This window comes from Thermodesulfovibrio sp. 3462-1 (assembly GCF_040451425.1).
GTDB lineage: Bacteria > Nitrospirota > Thermodesulfovibrionia > Thermodesulfovibrionales > Thermodesulfovibrionaceae > Thermodesulfovibrio > Thermodesulfovibrio obliviosus.
Map to the genome: position 1 here is coordinate 221,006 of NZ_CP144374.1, position 17,937 is coordinate 238,942.

At 35.1% G+C, this 17,937-nt stretch carries 22 protein-coding genes; 11 read left to right on the plus strand and 11 right to left on the minus strand.

Going from position 1 to position 17,937, the window contains the following annotated elements; all coding sequences use genetic code 11:
• From V4D31_RS01085 to V4D31_RS01135, 11 genes are read right to left on the minus strand one after another with little or no spacing between them, the layout of a single operon-like run.
• Positions 1–708, minus strand: coding sequence for a lysophospholipid acyltransferase family protein (locus V4D31_RS01085; protein WP_353686401.1), 708 nt, complete (start codon positions 706–708; stop codon positions 1–3).
• Positions 705–1,370 carry a 7-cyano-7-deazaguanine synthase QueC gene (gene queC, locus V4D31_RS01090; RefSeq protein WP_353686402.1) on the minus strand — a complete coding sequence of 222 codons (666 nt, stop codon included), beginning with the start codon at positions 1,368–1,370 and terminating at the stop codon, positions 705–707. The genes V4D31_RS01085 and queC overlap by 4 nt, the downstream gene beginning before the upstream one ends.
• The gene (gene plsY / locus V4D31_RS01095) at positions 1,367–1,954 is read right to left on the minus strand and encodes a glycerol-3-phosphate 1-O-acyltransferase PlsY (RefSeq protein ID WP_353686403.1); all 588 of its coding nucleotides are present in this window, start codon (positions 1,952–1,954) and stop codon (positions 1,367–1,369) included. The genes queC and plsY overlap by 4 nt, the downstream gene beginning before the upstream one ends.
• Positions 1,951–2,487 carry a CDP-diacylglycerol--glycerol-3-phosphate 3-phosphatidyltransferase gene (gene pgsA, locus V4D31_RS01100; protein ID WP_353686404.1) on the minus strand — a complete coding sequence of 179 codons (537 nt, stop codon included), beginning with the start codon at positions 2,485–2,487 and terminating at the stop codon, positions 1,951–1,953. The genes plsY and pgsA overlap by 4 nt, the downstream gene beginning before the upstream one ends.
• Positions 2,468–3,472, minus strand: a complete 1,005-nt coding sequence (gene rfaE2 / locus V4D31_RS01105; RefSeq protein WP_353686405.1) for a D-glycero-beta-D-manno-heptose 1-phosphate adenylyltransferase — start codon at positions 3,470–3,472, stop codon at positions 2,468–2,470. The genes pgsA and rfaE2 overlap by 20 nt, the downstream gene beginning before the upstream one ends.
• Entirely contained in the window at positions 3,450–3,875 is a 426-nt protein-coding gene (locus tag V4D31_RS01110) for an NUDIX hydrolase (protein ID WP_353686406.1), read from the minus strand. The genes rfaE2 and V4D31_RS01110 overlap by 23 nt, the downstream gene beginning before the upstream one ends.
• Positions 3,872–4,942, minus strand: coding sequence for an RIP metalloprotease RseP (gene rseP / locus V4D31_RS01115; protein WP_353686407.1), 1,071 nt, complete (start codon positions 4,940–4,942; stop codon positions 3,872–3,874). Before rseP ends, V4D31_RS01110 begins: the two co-directional genes overlap by 4 nt.
• Positions 4,939–6,084, minus strand: coding sequence for a 1-deoxy-D-xylulose-5-phosphate reductoisomerase (locus tag V4D31_RS01120; RefSeq protein WP_353686408.1), 1,146 nt, complete (start codon positions 6,082–6,084; stop codon positions 4,939–4,941). Before V4D31_RS01120 ends, rseP begins: the two co-directional genes overlap by 4 nt.
• 9 nt (positions 6,085–6,093) lie before the next feature.
• Positions 6,094–6,882 carry a phosphatidate cytidylyltransferase gene (locus tag V4D31_RS01125; protein WP_353686409.1) on the minus strand — a complete coding sequence of 263 codons (789 nt, stop codon included), beginning with the start codon at positions 6,880–6,882 and terminating at the stop codon, positions 6,094–6,096.
• Entirely contained in the window at positions 6,863–7,570 is a 708-nt protein-coding gene (locus V4D31_RS01130; RefSeq protein WP_353686410.1) for an isoprenyl transferase, read from the minus strand. The genes V4D31_RS01125 and V4D31_RS01130 overlap by 20 nt, the downstream gene beginning before the upstream one ends.
• A 2-nt stretch (positions 7,571–7,572) precedes the next feature.
• Positions 7,573–9,231 (minus strand): VCBS repeat-containing protein, encoded by a 1,659-nt coding sequence (locus V4D31_RS01135; protein WP_353686411.1) that lies wholly within the window; start codon positions 9,229–9,231, stop codon positions 7,573–7,575.
• Positions 9,232–9,318: 87 nt separating this feature from the next.
• Here V4D31_RS01135 and lptC point away from each other — a divergent pair, with 87 nt between their 5' ends.
• The 11 genes from lptC to atpG all read left to right on the plus strand — a co-directional run bounded on the left by lptC (position 9,319) and on the right by atpG (position 17,923).
• The gene (gene lptC / locus V4D31_RS01140; protein ID WP_353686412.1) at positions 9,319–9,837 is read left to right on the plus strand and encodes an LPS export ABC transporter periplasmic protein LptC; all 519 of its coding nucleotides are present in this window, start codon (positions 9,319–9,321) and stop codon (positions 9,835–9,837) included.
• Complete coding sequence (locus tag V4D31_RS01145; protein ID WP_353686413.1) at positions 9,818–10,300, plus strand: LptA/OstA family protein; 483 nt, start codon at positions 9,818–9,820, stop codon at positions 10,298–10,300. The genes lptC and V4D31_RS01145 overlap by 20 nt, the downstream gene beginning before the upstream one ends.
• Positions 10,297–11,031 carry an LPS export ABC transporter ATP-binding protein gene (gene lptB / locus V4D31_RS01150; RefSeq protein WP_353686414.1) on the plus strand — a complete coding sequence of 245 codons (735 nt, stop codon included), beginning with the start codon at positions 10,297–10,299 and terminating at the stop codon, positions 11,029–11,031. Before V4D31_RS01145 ends, lptB begins: the two co-directional genes overlap by 4 nt.
• Positions 11,031–12,443 (plus strand): RNA polymerase factor sigma-54, encoded by a 1,413-nt coding sequence (gene rpoN, locus V4D31_RS01155; RefSeq protein ID WP_353686415.1) that lies wholly within the window; start codon positions 11,031–11,033, stop codon positions 12,441–12,443. The genes lptB and rpoN overlap by 1 nt, the downstream gene beginning before the upstream one ends.
• Positions 12,444–12,455: 12 nt before the next feature.
• Positions 12,456–12,977, plus strand: coding sequence for a ribosome-associated translation inhibitor RaiA (gene raiA, locus V4D31_RS01160; protein ID WP_353686416.1), 522 nt, complete (start codon positions 12,456–12,458; stop codon positions 12,975–12,977).
• Positions 12,961–13,830 carry an RNase adapter RapZ gene (gene rapZ, locus V4D31_RS01165; RefSeq protein ID WP_353686417.1) on the plus strand — a complete coding sequence of 290 codons (870 nt, stop codon included), beginning with the start codon at positions 12,961–12,963 and terminating at the stop codon, positions 13,828–13,830. Before raiA ends, rapZ begins: the two co-directional genes overlap by 17 nt.
• Positions 13,831–13,955: 125 nt before the next feature.
• Positions 13,956–14,375 (plus strand): F0F1 ATP synthase subunit B, encoded by a 420-nt coding sequence (gene atpF / locus V4D31_RS01170; protein WP_353686418.1) that lies wholly within the window; start codon positions 13,956–13,958, stop codon positions 14,373–14,375.
• Between the two features lie 11 nt (positions 14,376–14,386).
• Positions 14,387–14,950, plus strand: a complete 564-nt coding sequence (gene atpF / locus V4D31_RS01175; protein WP_353686419.1) for a F0F1 ATP synthase subunit B — start codon at positions 14,387–14,389, stop codon at positions 14,948–14,950.
• The gene (atpH, locus tag V4D31_RS01180; RefSeq protein WP_353686420.1) at positions 14,947–15,492 is read left to right on the plus strand and encodes an ATP synthase F1 subunit delta; all 546 of its coding nucleotides are present in this window, start codon (positions 14,947–14,949) and stop codon (positions 15,490–15,492) included. The genes atpF (V4D31_RS01175) and atpH overlap by 4 nt, the downstream gene beginning before the upstream one ends.
• A 6-nt stretch (positions 15,493–15,498) precedes the next feature.
• Positions 15,499–17,007 (plus strand): F0F1 ATP synthase subunit alpha, encoded by a 1,509-nt coding sequence (gene atpA / locus V4D31_RS01185; RefSeq protein ID WP_353686421.1) that lies wholly within the window; start codon positions 15,499–15,501, stop codon positions 17,005–17,007.
• Positions 17,008–17,038: 31 nt separating this feature from the next.
• Positions 17,039–17,923: an ATP synthase F1 subunit gamma gene (atpG, locus tag V4D31_RS01190; RefSeq protein ID WP_353686422.1), complete on the plus strand. Its 885-nt coding sequence runs from the start codon at positions 17,039–17,041 to the stop codon at positions 17,921–17,923.
• Positions 17,924–17,937: the final 14 nt, after the last annotated feature.

Consider the following 17,937-nt stretch of genomic DNA (forward strand, 5'->3'; position numbering starts at 1 on the left):
TCAATTATAACATTTTTTAAGAGAGTTTTCTATAAATTGAATGACCTGCATATGCTCCTTAAGTCCTTTATTTTCAACATAAAGGGGACTACCGATGAAAAAACACACAGGTTTTGAAGGATCAATTTTACCAAAGTCTTTAAAAATTTTGCCTATTCCCCATGCATCTGTTCTTAAAGCTATAGGCACAGCGGGAACGTGAGCTTTTTTTGCAAGCTTTATTCCAAGAGTGTTGAACTTTATTGGGTCAAAAATAATCTCACGGGTTGCTTGAGGAAAGACGATTACAGATATTCCTTCCTGAAGCCTTTTTAATCCTTCAGTTATGACTACTTTATAGTCTTCTCTGGGATTTTTTCTTGTAACAGGAATTGGATTCAGAGCAGACAAAATCTTTCCAAAAAAGGGATAGTTAAGCAAAGATTTCTTCACTACAAAAGTTACTCTGAATTCTTTCCCAATTACACCGGGAAGAACCAGTGTTTCAAGGGTGCTCATGTGATTTGCTATAAAAACACATGGAGATTTTAAATTTTTGAGGTTTTCTTTACCTGTAATGGTGATTTTACAACCTACATTTCTTATCATATCAAGAATTTTTAAACCATCAATTACCAATTCTTCATAGCTGTATTTACCTTTGTTTGCCTTGATTGCGCTTAGAATTATTTTTTTTATTACATTTGTATGTATTGTGAGTGTAATCATTTAAGCAAAGGATCTTTTATACCAGCTTCTTCAAAGGCTTTTAATCTAAACAAACAGCTTGGGCATTTAAGACATGGTTTTGGAGGATCACCCTGTGGATCATAGCAACTCCATGTAAGAGAATAATCAAGCCCGAGTTCAATTCCTTTTTTAATTATTTCTGCTTTTGTAAGATAAAGAAGAGGAGCATGAATTTTAAACTGCAATTTGCCTTCTACTGAGATTTTTGTTGCAAGATTTGCCATGCGTTCAAAAGCTTGAAGATATTCGGGTCTACAATCAGGATATCCAGAATAATCAACAACATTAGCACCTATAAAAATGAATGGTGCATTTAAAACTTCTGCCCATGCGAGGGCAAAACTCAGAAATATAGTATTACGGGCCGGAACATAGGTGACAGGAATTCCTTCCTGTGTTCCTGCTGGCACATCTATCTCTGATGTTAAAGCTGAACCTCCGATTTTTCTTAAATCAAAGGAAATGATTAAATGCTCTTTTACTCCTATATGTTTTGCCACCTTTTTAGCAAAATCAAGCTCTATTCGATGTCTTTGAGCATAATCAAAGGAAATCGCATAACATTCAAATCCTTCATTTTTTGCTATGGCAAGTGTGGTAGATGAATCAATTCCTCCGCTTAAAAGCACAACAGCTTTCATTTGTTTTCTCCGATTCTTGGTTCAGTTCCTTTAATCAACCTCTTTATATTTGAAATATGTCTTGAATAAATGAGAATTGTAAAGAGCCATGCAAAAATCAAAAACTCCTTGGGATAGTTTATAATGATTACATTCAAGGGAAGCAAAGCAAAGCAGACAAGTGCTCCAAGAGAAGAGATTTTGCTAATTTTAACAGTAATTATCCAGATAAAAACTGTAATAAACCCGGCTAAAGGCATATAGGCTAATAAAACTCCGATAGATGTAGCAACTCCTTTGCCTCCTTTAAACTTAAGAAAAGGCGTAAAACAGTGTCCAAGTACAGCTGAGATACCTGCCATCCCAAGCAAAACAGGATCTGAAGTGATGGCTATTTTAAAAATTAAGACAGGTATAAAACCTTTTGATATATCAAGCAATAAAGTAATTAATGCCTGTTTTTTGCCAATGACTCTCATTACATTTGTTGCACCAATATTTCCACTTCCAGTTTTTCTCAGATCAATTCCTTTTGCTTTACCAATAAGATAACCCCATGGAATAGAGCCAAACAAGAAGGCAATTATACATAAAAGTGCGCTCATTTTATGCTCCTCCAGAAGTGGAAAATATATTTAATTCCAGAAAATACAGCTACAAATGTAGCAATGTATATTAAAATAAGTCCTATATCGTAAAGGTCAACTCCGTATATTTCCTCTGCAATGAGAAGTAGTAAAATTGATATCATCTGAAGTACGGTTTTTGCCTTACCAGCAGTTTCAGCAGGAATAACAACTCCACGAGATAAAGCATAAAAACGCATTGTGGTGATTATAAATTCTCTTAAAACAATAACAGTGGCTATCCATGCAGGAACTCTTGCTATGTCAACAAGGATAATTAAGGCAGATATTACAAGAAGTTTGTCAGCAATAGGGTCTAATATAATTCCTAATTTTGTTATCTGACGAAATTTTCTTGCCAGATATCCATCAAGAAAATCTGTTAAAGAAGCAATAAAAAACAGTACAGCACCCAATTGCGGATTTGTTGGTGTTTCTATTATAAAAATCGGGATAATAAGTATGCGTATAATCGTTAATGTTGTTGGAAGATTAAAAATTTGAGTACTCATCTATGAATTTATCCCAAAGTCCCTTTGCTTTTAAGATTATATCACAGATTTCCCGCACAGCACCTTTTCCAGCTTTGTTTAAAGTTATATAATCAACTCTTTTTTTGACCTCTTCATGAGCATCTTCTGGTGCAAAGGAAAGCCCTGCTCTTGTAAGCATGGATAAATCAATTATATCATCACCCATCGCTGCTATTTCTTCTTTTTTTAATTCATATGTTTTAACTATTTCATTGAAAATTTTTAATTTTTCCCTTGTTCCTTGATAAATTTCTGTAATTCCGAGCTCTTTCATTCTTCGTTGTAGTGCCTTTGAATGCCTGCCAGTAATTACTGCAATATTTACACCTGCTTTATGAAGCATAACAAGCCCATGGCCATCTCTTACATTAAAGATTTTAAACTCGTTGTTTTCTTCATCAAGTATTATGTCTCCACGAGTTAAAACTCCATCAACATCAAGTATGAGAAATTTTAATTTTTTTGCTTTTTCAATGATTTCAGCTGGAGGCTGTGACTGTTGAGTTTTATATTTATTCAGAATTCTATTTATTATTTCAGTTGTAGAGACTCCCTCAAAATACGGAAGGCTGTAAACTTCTTTTACAATGTCTGCGCCTACAATATGTTCTACCTTCCAATCTCCGCCTTTAACAATAACATCAGGTTGAAGATATTTAATAAGATTGTATGGAGTATCTTCATCAAAAAAAGTGACAAAATCAACCATCTGAAGAGATGCAATCACTTCTGCTCTTTCATTTTCTGGATTAATTGGTCTTGAGGGTTTAATTCTTCCCACGGATTTATCAGTGTTTAAGGCAATAATAAGAATATCTCCCATTTTTTTTGCTTCTTTAAGATATCTTATATGCCCAACATGGATTATGTCAAAGCAACCATTTGTAAAAACAATTTTTTTCCCTTCTTTTTTTAATTTGTCTATTTCTTTTTTAAGTTTTTCAGGATTTAGTATTTTGCTCATAGATTTTCTCTATTGCTTTTTTCAAGATTTCTTTGTCAGTTTTATATGTAATTTTTTTCATTGCTTCTTCAGGACTGAACCACTCTGCGGAGTTGATTTCCCACTGAGGCATTATCTGTCCGCCTGTGTATTTTACAAGAAAATATTTTACGGTTTTAAAGTATTTTTTCCCATCCATGACAAACCAGTAAGAAGTTTCTCCAATTTCATCAACTATCTTACCACTTATGCCTGTTTCTTCTTTTATTTCTCTTAATGCAGTTTCATGAGGACTCTCTCCTTTTTCTATCAATCCCTTTGGTAAAGCCCATATTTTGCCTTCCTTTGTTGAAATCAGGAGTATTTTTAAATCATCGTTTTCAAATTTGTAAACAACTCCTCCAGCTGAAAATAGTCTTTTCATCGGAACATCTTCCCTGGATGTAAAAGTCTCAGAATGTCATTGTAAAAAGCAAGCATCATCAAGGCAACTAAAAGTGCTATTCCAATTTTTTGGGAAACTGCAATGAATTTTTCACTTACAGGTTTTCTTCTTACTGCTTCAATTAAGAAAAATAAAATATGCCCACCATCAAGTACTGGAATTGGCAAGAGATTGAGCACTCCAAGATTTATGCTAATTATTGCTGCAAAGCTTAAAAAACTTACCATGCCCTGCTCAGCAGTTTTACCTGCAGCCTGAAATATGAGGATAGGACCTCCTATGACCTCTGTTGAAACAACTCTTTGAAAGATTTTTACGATAGTAAGATAAGTAAGCTCTACAATTTCATAACACCTTTGGATAGATATTTTAAGAGCAGAAAGAGGATTTTCTTTTTTGATAAAGACTGCCTTTTCATCTGGTTTTATTCCGATTTGCCCAACAAAAACTTTTTCTCCAAAAATATTTTTAACTTCCTTTTCCTGAGGCGTTATCTGAAGTTGAATGATTTCACCGTTTCTTTCAATTTTGAAATTGAGATTTTTATTTGGATTCTGCTGGATGAACTGAGCCATATCAAACCAGTTTGAGATTTTTTGCCCTTCAATCTCTACAATTTTATCGCCAGTCTTTAATCCTGCCATGTAGGCAGGTGAATTTTTCATAACTTCTCCTATTACTGGTTTAATTACAGGAACTCCGTGAACAAATACAATCCAAAAAAGAATGACTGCACCAAGAATATTAAAAAAAGGACCTGCAAAAACAATGAAAATCTTTTTATAAACTGGCTGGTGCTTGAAAGATCGCGTTTCATCAATTACTTCATCTGTTGGTTCTTCCCCATACATCTTTACATATCCACCAAGAGGAACAGCACTCAGTAGATATTCTGTTTCTCCAATTTTTTTTCCTATCACTTTTGGTCCGAAACCAATTGAAAATTTAAGCACTCTTACTCCGCTTATCTTAGCAGCTAAAAAATGTCCAAATTCATGAATGAATATTAAAAAACCAAAAAGAATTATTGCATAAATAAAATTCATTTTTTTATCTCCTTCAATGCTTTTTTTCTTGCCCAGCTATCAACTTCAAGGATTTCTTCTATACTGTCAGGATTAAAAACCCTGTGGGCATCCATAACTTTTTTAATCAATTTGGGTATCTCATTAAATTTTAACTTTCCTGAAAGAAAAGCATCAACAGCAATCTCATCAGCTGCATTTAAAACCACTGGCATACTGCCTCCAATCCTGACTGCTTCATAAGCAAGACTGAGGCATGGGAAAACCTCTGTATCAGGTAATTCAAAGTTAAGCTCTCGTAAGGCTTTCCAGTCTATTGGAGAAATTATATCTGGAAGCCTCTCTGGAAGGGATAGTGCCAGTGCAATAGGTGCTTTCATATCAGGGTTGCTTATCTGGGCGAGATAGGTTCCGTCAATAAATTCAACAAGGCAATGCACAATACTTTGAGGATGAATCAATACTGCAATGTTTTCAACAGGTATGTCAAAGAGAAAATGTGCTTCAATAACCTCAAATCCTTTATTCATAAGGGTTGCTGAATCTATGGTAATTCTCTTCCCCATCTTCCATTTTGGATGATTTAGTGCTTCCTGAGGAGTTACATTTTCTATTTCACTGGTTTTTTTCCCTCTAAAAGGTCCTCCAGAGGCAGTAAGCCATATTTTTCTTATATAAGGTTTATTGCATCCATTAATGCACTGAAAAACAGCACTGTGTTCGCTATCAACAGGAATTATCTGAGCTCCGCTGTGGTTAGCTTGTTTTTTTATTAAGTCACCAGCCATTACAAGGCTCTCCTTATTTGCGAGTGCTACTACTTTGCCAGCCTTTACTGCTTCAAATGTGGGTAGAAGACCTTCTGCACCAACAATGGCTGAAAGAACAATGTCTGCTTCTTTAAGTCCTGCAATCTCGCATACTCCTTCAGTTCCGCAGAGTATATTTAATGATTGTATTTCTTTCTTTAACTTTTCACAGGCTTTTTTATCATAGACTGCTACATACTCTGGTTTAAACTCTTCAATCTGCTCTTTAAGAAGGTTAATGCTGCTTTTTACAGCAAGTCCCAGTACCTTAAATTTTTCAGGAAATTGCCTTATTACCTGAAGAGCATTTTTACCTATAGAGCCTGTGCTACCAAGTATTACAACTTTTTTCAATGCATTCTCCTACATAAGCCTCATAAAAAAATAAAGTAAAACTCCAGCAAAAAGCATACTATCTATTTTATCAAGAACTCCACCATGTTCTGGAAAAAGAAAGCTTGAATCCTTTACCTGAGCATCTCTTTTAAACATTGATTCAACAAGATCACCAAATATGCTGATAAAGCCAATTAAAAAACCTGCTATTAAAAGCTTGACAAAAGGCTTTGACAGTAAAAAATTTCCAAATAATAAAGAAGCAATTATTCCACCTACTATAGAACCATAAGCACCAGCCCATGTTTTTTTGGGGCTTACCTCTGGATAAAGCTTCTTTTTCCCGAATCCCTTTCCAATGTAATAGGCAAAAGAGTCTGCTGACCATACAACAGCATACAAATATATAATCCATTGCCATCCATGCTCTCTTAAGAACCAGTGAAAAACGAGTAACGAAGGAATATAAAGAAGTCCAATCATAACAGGAGAGATTTCAGAGAGCGCATACTGAGGCTCTTTTTTTGATATTAAACGAATGATAGTTATTACTGCAAAGGCTGTAGCATAATAATTCAGTGCAAACTGGGGATAAACACAGTTAAGTAAAAAAATGATCACAGAACAGAAAATTCCAAAACCAATCCAGAAACCATGAGTCTTATACATTTTTAAAAATTCCCACATTCCTGTAGCACAAACTGCTGTAAGGAATGCTAAAAAGAAGTAGGGCGGTAGCTTTACAATCAATAAAAGTAAAAGAGGAAGCGTTATTAATGCAACAAGAATTCTTTTTTTATGACCCTGCAAATTCACTTACTTTTCCAAATCTCCTCTGTCTTTTTTTAAAATCAAGAATTGCTTCTGTAAACTCCTCTTCAGTGAAATCTGGCCAGAGGGTTTGTGTAAAGTAAAACTCTGAATAGGCAGACTGCCATATTAAAAAATTGCTAAGTCTTTGTTCACCTGAAGTTCTTATTATAAGATCAGGCTCTGGAGACCCGGCTGTGTCAAGCATAGATGAGAATAAGCTTTCACTGAGTTCATCAGGTTTGATTTGATGTTCAATTATTTTTTTTACTGCTCTTAAAATTTCATCCCTTCCGCCATAACTTATGGCAAACTGTGCAGTAAGAGTACTACACTGTCCTGTTATTTGCTCTGTTTCCTCAATTATTTTAAGGACATCTGAAGGCATCATCTGACGATTCCCTATCATTTTGAACCTGACTCCCTGGGAAAGAAACAATTGAGTTTCTTTTTTTAGATGATTTTGTAATAACTCCATAATTATTTCAACTTCTTTTTTGGGTCTTTGCCAGTTTTCTATTGAAAAGGCATAAAAAGTAACAATATCAATATTCAATCTTATAGCAGCACGGATAATTTCTTTTACTTTTTCAACTCCTCTTTTATGTCCTTCATAACGAGGCAGTCCTCTCATCTGTGCCCATCTTCCATTTCCATCCATTATTATTCCAACATGCTTTATAAATCTGCCCATTTTTAATATTTGAAGGAAAGTATATGTAGAATTGTCTCAAAAGGATTCTCTCCCTGAAGAAGCCTCTTTGGATTGAAGCCAAAAGGAGGCTTGACAAGAACAAACAATTTATCTGATGAAACAGCATAGTCAAGTATTTCTCCTGACATCTCTTCTGTAACGGATGTATCTTCAATCCCGATTCCTGTCCATTGAAGAAGATGTAATGTAGAGCTTTTGTATCCCAAAGTTGAAACATTTACAAGCCCTAAAAGAGGTTTTTTCTCTATAACTATTACTCCATTACTTAAAGGTTTTATTCTGCTTTGAACTTTCCATTTTCCGAGGCTTAACATGGCAATTCCAGTTTGTTTTTCATACTGTAGCCCGTATCCAAGAGGTTGCTGTGAGCGCCAGAGAGAAACACCTTTTTTGTTGTATACTGCGAGAGAGCCATCATCTTCCCATTTAAACATAATATTGCCGAAAAGATAAAAATCATAGATATTTGCTTTAACTGGAAGTTTAAACACACCCTGAGACTGATACCTTGACTGTTGAGCTGTTATATAAAAAATCTCTCCATCAAAACCAGAGGAAGGAGAATACTTCTGAGCAATTAATTTTCCATCATAGATTCTTAAAAATACATCATTAAGTCTGGCAATTTCATTGAAACCATCGCTAACCCACTTAATTATTAGTGAAATAACTCTTTCATCCTTCTTTATTGTTATTACTATCTCGTCTTTGCTGTCTCTGTCAATATCACCTGTATCAAACCAGAGAATATCACCACCTACTGGAATTGAATAGTTACTCTTGAGTTTCAGGTCAACATCTATGGTGTAGAGGCTTATTTCACTGTCTGAGGCAATTAAAATTTGATTTTGACTTGTTCCGTCAAAATTGCCAACAGCTACCCTGTTAATGCTTCTTGAAAGTCTGAAGGAAAGAAGTGTGTGCCCTTCAGGGACTATTAATGAGGCATATTTCTTTCTTAACTCACTCAAAGCTACTTGATTGAGTTCAATTTCTGAGTGTGAAAAAAGTTTTTTATCCTTTATCCAGTAAAGCTCTTGAGAAATCTTCAGGTTTCCATTCTGTTTTGATTGTTTAAGGAAGAGTAAGACATCAGCGTTCCCAGACTGTTTTAAAACTTTTTCTATATCTGTTACATTTACAGGAGCATCAATAAGTTCAAATCTCTCAGTATCTTTCAGTTCCCTGTAATAGCCTTCACCGACTGCCCATTCAGTATCTCCTTGAGCATATAAAATTTTAATTTTTGATTTCGGTATTTTGAATAAAAGTGGTTCGCTGGAGGAAATATTTCCTTCTAAAACCTCAGCCACAGAAGAGTTTTCTTCAACGCTTATAACTTCAGCTAAACCAACTATTTTTTCTGATTTACCTATAACCTGTCTTGTTACAGGATGAATTAAAGGAACAGTCTCTTCAAAAATAACCACTCTCTGTCCTTTTCTTATTCCATCTTTAAAGCCTTTATCAAGAGAGAGTTTGTTTTCTTCCAGTTTTACAACTTTACCAGTAATTATAGGGAAGTAGGATAAAAGAGTTTCTTTAAAATTTTTAAAATAGTCAACTTCTGCATAACAAGGTTTTGCATAAATTAAACACAGCAGAAAAAATATCACTATTCCATTTTTTATAAAATGCATTTTAAAGTTTAAACTAAATTGCTCTTACAAGTCAAAAGTTTTCCTTAATCGCACGGGAAAGGTTTTTTATGGTATATTTAAACAGAGATGAAAAAACTGATTTTGATTTTTTCGAGTATATTTTTTGTGGTGATTTTGTTTGTAGTGTTTAATTATCTGGACAAAGAGCATCCTATTAAGGTAAAGGTTTCAATGGAAGGTTCTTTTTTTAGAGATGCTCAGTTTATTCAGAAAAAAGATGGGCAGTTGAAACTACAACTTTTTTCAAAAGAAGCTTTAATGAGTGATGATGGGAAGTTAATGGATTTACGGGAGCTTACAATGTTTTTCCCTGAAAAAAATCTTACTGTAAAAGCCAGAAAGGGATTTTACTGGATTGAATCCGGCGACCTTATTTTAAGTGAAGGAATAGAAGGATTTTCAAAGGACTATAAAATTTATGGCACAGAGGCTTACTGGAGTGCGAAGGATAAAACTCTTTATTCCGATAATCCACTTAAGATTGAAGGAAACAGGTTTATTATAGAAGGCAACTCTGGCAAAGCCAGTGAGAATTTGATAGAATTAAAGAAAGGGGTGAAAGCAATTGTCTATTCTAAGAAGTAGTTTTATATTTTTAGTAGCTTTGTTTCTTTTTATTAATCCAGTTTTGGCTCAGGACAAAAAGGAAATGCCAGAGCCTATAATAATAACCTCAAAAACGCTTATAAATGATAGTAAAACAAAAACAGCTACTTTTGAGGGAAATGTTGTTGCTAAAAGAGGAGAGGTTACATTGTATGCAAATAAAATGATTGTTTATTATGAAGATGAGCAAAAAGGTGGGAATATAAAAATGATAGAGGCAATAGGAGATGTAAAGCTTGTAAAGGCAGACAGAGTTATTACCTCCCATAAGGCAACATATCTTCCTGAGCCAGAAGAAAGAGTAATATTTACTGGAGAGCCAAGAGCAACAGAGGGTAAAAATCTTGTAACAGGTGAAAAGATAACATATTTCATGAAAGATGACAGATCAGTTGTGGAAAAAAGTAAGGTTTATTTAAAAGAGAAAAAATCAGGAAAATGAGCACTCTTAAGGTTGAAAATTTAAAAAAAAGCTTTGGTAAAAAGGAAGCTGTTAAGAGTATCAGCTTTAAAGTAGAAAGCGGAGAGGTTGTTGGTTTACTTGGTCCTAATGGTGCCGGGAAAACAACCACATTTTACATGATAACAGGAATAATAAAGCCTGACAGTGGCAGTATCTTTCTTGATGATAAGAACATTTCATCAATGCCAATTTATGAAAGAGCAAGACTTGGATTGGGATACCTTCCTCAAGAACCTTCTATATTTAGAAAGTTAACAGTTAGAGAGAATCTGAAGGCTGTTCTTGAAATTAAATACGACGATGATAAAAATGCTTTATCAAGAATTGACGAAGAGGTTAATGAAATTCTTAAAGAATTTAATTTAACAGAGTTTGCAGACAGAGAAGGATACAAACTTTCAGGTGGTGAACGTAGAAGAGCTGAGATTGCAAGGGCAATTGCATTAAAACCTATTTTTATGCTTTTTGATGAACCATTTGCAGGTATAGATCCTCTTGCTGTGGTTGAACTAAAAAAAACAATAAAGCATTTAAAAGACAGAGGAATTGGAGTAATAATAACAGACCATAATGTGAGAGAGACTCTTTCTATAACTGATAGAGCATTTATTATACACAGCGGTAAATTGCTTGCCGAGGGTGGCCCAGATACTTTGATTAATGATCCAGTGGTAAGAGAAGCTTATTTAGGGGAGGAGTTTAAACTATAATGGTACTTGAACAGAAAACTGAGTTAAGGCTTACGCAGAAACTGGCACTTACACCGCAGCTTCAGCTTCAGCTAAAGCTTTTACAGTTACCACAGCTTGAACTCAGTCAGTTTATTGAACTTCAGTTAATGGAAAATCCTATGCTTGAAATAGATGAAGAGACTGAAAACAATCATGAAAAAGAAATTTCAGAAGAAATTGAAGAACCCATAGCAGTTGATAAATTAGAAAAGATAATGATAGATGAATATTTTGCTGAAAGAGCTGATGATGGTAGAGATCTTGGCTATTTTACCCCAGGCATAGAGGAAAAGCCTTCCTTTGAACTTTTTTATTCAACGACCTCTGACCTCTGGGAATATCTCCTGTGGCAACTAAGATTAAGCAAGGCTTCAGATGAAATAAGAGCAGTGGCAGAGATAATTATTGGTAACATTGATGAAGACGGATATCTTAAGGCAACAGAGGAAGAAATAGCAAAAATTGCAGATACAAATATTGAGACTGTAAAGAAAGCAATTGAACTTGTTCAGGAATTTGATCCTCCAGGAGTTGGCGCAAGGGATATTAAAGAATGTTTAATCTTGCAGATAAAAGCACTTGATCTTGGAAATACTCTTGTTCAGTTTGTTGTTGAAGAGCATCTTGAAGATATAAGAAAGAAGAAATATGAAACCATAGCGAAGAAATTTAATGTCTCTATTGATGAAGTCATTAAAGCAGTAAAAATCATAGAGAAACTTGAACCAAGACCCGGTAGAAATTTTTCTAAAGCACAGGTGAACATTCCAGTTCCTGATGTTTATGTAAACAAAGTTGAAGGTGAATATCAGATTATATTGAATGACGAAGGAATTCCAAAGCTAAGGTTAAGCAAACTTTACAGGGAGCTTTTTACAGAAAAAGATTTATCTTCTGATGAAAAGAAATATCTGAAAGAAAAATTTAAAAATGCTATAGAGCTTTTAAGAAGCATAGAGCAGAGAAATAGAACAATTTACAGAGTAACTGAAAGTCTGATCAAATTTCAGAGAGAGTTTTTTGATAAAGGTGTTAGCTATTTAAAACCCCTCAATTTGAAGGATGTAGCGAGTGATCTCGGACTTCATGAAAGCACAATAAGCAGGGTAACCTCAAATAAGTATCTTGCCTGTGAACATGGTGTATTTAATTTCCGATTTTTTTTCAGCAATGCCTTGCCATCCAATCATGGAAGTGTTTCCACTACTTTTGTAAAGGAGCTAATTCAAAAAATTATAAACGAGGAAAATCCAGCAAATCCTCTTTCTGATCAGGAAATTTCAGATATGTTAAAAAAACAGGGTATAGATATTGCCAGAAGAACTGTTGCAAAATATAGAGAAGAGCTTAAAATTCCACCAAAATCTTTGAGAAAACTAAAAAATTATTAGGGAGGAGCAAGCATGAAGATAACAATCAGAGGGAAAAACATTGATGTCACAGAAGCATTAAAACAGTATATTGAGAAAAGAGTGAGTAAATTTGAAAGGTTTTTAAATGATGCTTCAGAGGCAATAGTAACAATAAGCACAGAAAAGTTTACTCACAAAATAGATGTTTTGTTAAAAGTAAATGGGCATTTAATACAGGCTGAAGGCAAAACAGAAGACCTTTATTCAGCAGTGGATCAGGTCGTGGAGAAGCTTGAAAAACAGGTTTTGAAGTATAAAGAGAAGATTCAAAATAAAAATAAAAAAGAAGCAGTTAAATATCCTACTACAGCTCCTCAAGAAATAGAACAGGTAAAGAGAATTGTTAAATATAAAAAATTTGATTTAAGACCGATGTCTCCAGAGGAAGCAGTTGACCAGATGGAACTTTTAGATAAAGATTTCTTTATTTTCCTTAACTCATTTACTGGAGATGTCAATGTGGTGTACAGAAGAAAAGATGGCAATTTTGGCTTAATTGAGCCAGCCAGATAAGTTGAATTCTGAAAAATTTATAGTAATAGTAACAGGACTTTCTGGCGCAGGTAAAACCGTAACTCTTAGAACGCTGGAAGATATAGGATTTTTTTGCGTAGATAATCTTCCACCTCCGGTTATACTGGAGTTTTTAAAGTTGCTTCAGAAGCACACAACTTTTAGAAATATTGCAATAGGAATTGACATTAGAGTTCAACAATTTTTTGAAGAAGCGATAAAACTTATTAAAAAAATAAAAAAATCATATAAAACAGAAGTTTTGTTTCTTGAAGCTGATGATGAGGCAATTCTTTTAAGATATAAAGAAACAAGAAGACCTCATCCCCTTTCAGGTTATGTCAGCGATTTAATTGAGGCAATCAAAAAGGAAAGAGCTATGCTTTATCCTCTCAGAAGCTTTTCTGAAAGAATAATTGATACATCACGATTTAATCCTCATCAGTTGAAGTCTTTAATTCGTTCAATTTATGCAGCAGAAGAAATACTGCCTTCAGTAATTGTTATTTCTTTTGGCTATAAAAAGGGTGTCCCTATGAATGCTGATCTTGTTTTTGACGCAAGATTCCTGCCCAATCCTTATTTTGTGCCTTCTTTAACAGAGTTAAGCGGCAAAGATAAACCAGTAAGAGATTTTGTATTGAAACAGAAGGAAACAATTGAATTTTTGAAGTATATCAAGAACTTTTTGAATTTTGCGGTTTCAGGGTATAAAAAAGAAGGAAGAGCTTATATAACAATAGCAATTGGATGTACTGGAGGCAGGCACAGGTCAGTGGTTTTAGCAGAAGAAATAGCTGAGTATATAAAAAGCCTTTCTCTTAATCCTGTGGTGATTCACAGAGATTTATAAGTAAATTTTAAGAAATCCATAAAAATTTAAAATTAACAATTTCTTGACAAAATAGACTTTCTATGGTATTCTTTTTTGCAGTTGTTTTTTTTAGCTGCAAAAATCTAACAGAAAGAAGGTGGGGTATGTTAGAGTTCAACAATTGGTTTTTTGTCTTAATGATTCAATTTTTTGTATTGATGTTTATTCTTAATGCTATTCTCTTTAAGCCAATGATGGAGCTTTTCAGGCAGAGAGAACAGACAATTAAAGGTGCTCTGGAAGAAGCTCAACTGATGAATGAAAAGAAGGAAAAAGCCATTGCTCAGATGAATGCAGATCTGGCTCAGGCAAAGGCTCAGGCAAAAAGTATTATCAATGCTTTAAGAGAGGAAGGGCTTTCTTATCAGAGAGAAGTTGTCTCTAATGCTGAAAAAGAAGCTGTTCAGATGATTGAAAAAGCAAGAGCAGAAATTAAAGCAGAAACAGAAAGAATAAGAGCAGCGCTCAGGCAGGAAGTTGAAAGACTTTCTGAAGAGATTGTGAATAAACTGATAAAGGTTTGATTGGAGGGAATATGAAAAAATCAATAATTTCAATACTAATGATAGTTATATTTGCTTCATCAGCAATGGCAGCAGGGGCAGAGCATGCTGGAGGGAGTTCAAAAAGCTGGATTTATCAGTTCATTAATTTTGCCATACTTGTCTTTCTTCTTGTTAAATTCTTAGGTAAGCCCCTTAAAAAGTTTTTTGCTCAGAGAAGAGAATTAATTGAGAAGAGTATAAAAGAATCACAGGAAGCCAAAGAGCTTGCTAAGAAAGCTCTTCAGGAAGTAGAGGAAAAACTTAAATTAAAGGATAAAGAAGTTCAGGATATTTTGGATACAGCCAAAAAAATTGGAGAGCAGGAAAAATTAAAGATTATAGAGGAAAGTGATAAATTAAAGGAAAAAATTCTTGAACAGGCTAAAACAAATATTGAATTTGAAGTTAAGATGGCAAAGGATGCACTAAGACTTGAGGCAGCGGAGCTTGCAATTCAGCTCAGTGAACAAAAATTAAAAGAGAAAATTACACCTGAAGAGCAAGAAAAGCTTCTTCAGGAATCAATAAAAATAATAGAGGGGCGGAAAAATTGAGAAAGGTAAGAGGAGCTAAGGCAAAAAAATATGCAAAACAATTTTTAAGCCTGGTTAATCTTGACCAGGTTCCTGAAATTGCAGGCAAATTAGAAACAATGGCTCTGCTTATGCAGAAAGAAAAGCAGTTCAGAAACATGCTTGCATCTCCCTCATTTAATGAGCAAGAAAGAGCTGGAGTGATTAACTATCTCTGTGAGAAATTGGCACTTCCTGAAGAAGCAAAGAAATTTCTCACTTTCCTCAGTATTGAAGGGGTGCTTGTTGGATTGGGAGAAATTGTAAAATATATCAATGCACTTTATCTGGAAGCCAAGAAAAAGGTTAAAGGCGTGGTTACATCTGCTGTGGAGCTTCCTGAAAGTATCAAGCAAAAGATTGTTGAATCTCTCAGAGCAATTACTGGCAGAGATATTGAATTGCAATATGAGATTGACCCTTCACTGCTTGGTGGAGTCAGGGTTAAAGTGGGTAGTACCATGTATGACTTGAGCATAAAAGGCCAGTTAGGTCTTTTAAGAGATAAGCTTATAAAGGGGTGAAAAACTATGGAACTTAAGATGGAAGAAATTAGTGAGTACCTTAAAAAGCAGATTGCTGACTTTGAGAAGAAGGCTGATGTCAGCGAAATCGGAATTGTTACTTCTGTTGGTGACGGTGTTGCAAGAATTTACGGATTGGATAACTGCATGGCTTCCGAAATGCTTGAGCTACCAAATGGTGTTTACGGAATGGCTCTCAATCTTGAAGAAGACAATGTAGGTGCAATTCTGTTTGGTGATGACAGACTGATAAAAGAAGGTGATATTGTTAAAAGAACTGGAAGGGTTATGGAAACACCAGTTGGAGAAGAGCTCATTGGAAGAGTTGTCAATGCAGTTGGAATGCCAATTGACGGTAAAGGTCCAATTAATGCAAAACACTTTAGAAAAGTTGATGTTATTGCACCTGGAATTATTAAAAGACAGCCTGTTAAGGAGCCTTTGCAGACAGGTATTAAGGCAATAGATGCAATGATTCCAATAGGAAGAGGACAGAGAGAGCTTGTTATTGGTGACCGTCAGACTGGTAAGACAGCAATTCTGCTTGATACAATCATTAATCAGAAGGGACAAAATTGTATATGTATATATGTTGCATGCGGGCAGAGACGTCAGAGTGTTGTTCAGGTTGTTGAGACTCTGAAAAAATATGGTGCAATGGATCATACAATTGTTGTTGCAGCCACTGCCTCAGAACCTGCTGCCATGCAGTATATTGCCCCATATGTTGGCTGTGCAATGGGTGAATACTTTAGAGATAAAGGCATGCATGCACTTGTATGTTATGATGACCTTACAAAGCAGGCTTATGCATACAGGCAGATTTCATTGATTCTTAGAAGACCACCAGGAAGAGAAGCATATCCTGGTGATGTATTTTATCTCCACTCCAGATTGCTTGAAAGAGCAGCTAAGCTCTCTGATGCAGAGGGTGGTGGTTCTCTTACAGCACTTCCAGTTATTGAAACACAGGCTGGTGACGTTTCTGGATATATTCCAACAAACGTTATTTCTATTACAGATGGTCAGATATATCTTGAACCTGAGCTTTTCTATGCCGGTGTCCGTCCTGCTATTAATGTGGGACTATCAGTTAGCCGTGTTGGTGGTTCAGCACAGATTAAAGCTATGAAACAGGTTGCAGGAATGTTAAGGCTTGACCTTGCACAATACAGAGAGCTTGCAGCATTTGCTCAGTTTGCTGCAGATCTTGATAAAGCTACAAGAGCATTACTTGAAAGAGGACAGAGAATGGTGGAACTTCTGAAACAGGACCAGTACGTTCCAATGCCTGTTGAAGATCAGATAATGCTCATTTTCGCAGGAACTCAGGGACATCTTGATGATTTACCTGTTTCTGCTATTAAAGCATTTGAACAGGGCTTCCTGAGCTTTATAAGAAGCCAGAAAGAAGACCTTAGAAAAGAAATCAGAGAAAAGAAAGAGCTTGATGATACATTAAAACAAAAAATTACAGATGCTATCTTAGAGTTTAAAAAGACATTTCAGCCTTAATTAAATAAAATCTGAAGGTAGGAGCAGTTAAATGCCAACATTAAGAGATATAAGAAAAAAAATAAAAGCAATACAGGGAACAAAAAAGATCACCTCTGCTATGAAAATGGTGGCAGCAGCCAAGCTCCGCAAGGTTCAGGATAGTATGCTCAGATACAGACCTTATGCTACAAAAATGCAACAGGTTCTTGCAGATCTGGCTGCAGCAGTCGAGACAAGAAGTGATCTTCCACCTCTGCTTTTAAGAAGACCTATTAAGACAGTAGAAGTACTGGTTATTACATCTGATAAAGGACTCTGCGGAGCCTTTAATACTAATATTTTAAGAGTTGCCACAAAAGAGATAGACAGGCTAAAGAAGGAAGGTTTAAATACTACAATTTCAGTGGTTGGGAGAAAAGCAAGAGATTATTTCAAAAGAAGAGAGATTCCCCTTAAAAATATATGGACGGGAATTTCTGGAAAACTTCAATACACTCACGCTCAAATGATAGCCCAGGAGATGATTAATGCTTATGTAACTGAAGCAGTTGATGAAGTGGTGATCATTTACAATGAATTTAAATCCGTGATATCTCAAAGGGTTGTAGTAAACAGAATTCTTCCAATTGGCAGAATAGAAACTGAACCTGTGGAGCAGCCTTTTTATCCATTTACCTATGAGCCAAGAGCACCTGAATTGTTTGCAATGTTACTGCCAATCTATATAGAAATTCAGATTTACAGAGCACTTTTGGAATCACAGGCAGCAGAAGAGGCAGCAAGAATGACAGCAATGGATAATGCCACGAAGAACTGTGATGAGTTAATTAAGAAGACAACTCTTATAGCAAACAAGGTAAGACAGGCATCAATCACAAAAGAGCTTATGGACATAGTTGGTGGTGTGGAAGCTTTAAAACAAAGTGAAGGATAAAAATTTAAAAAAAG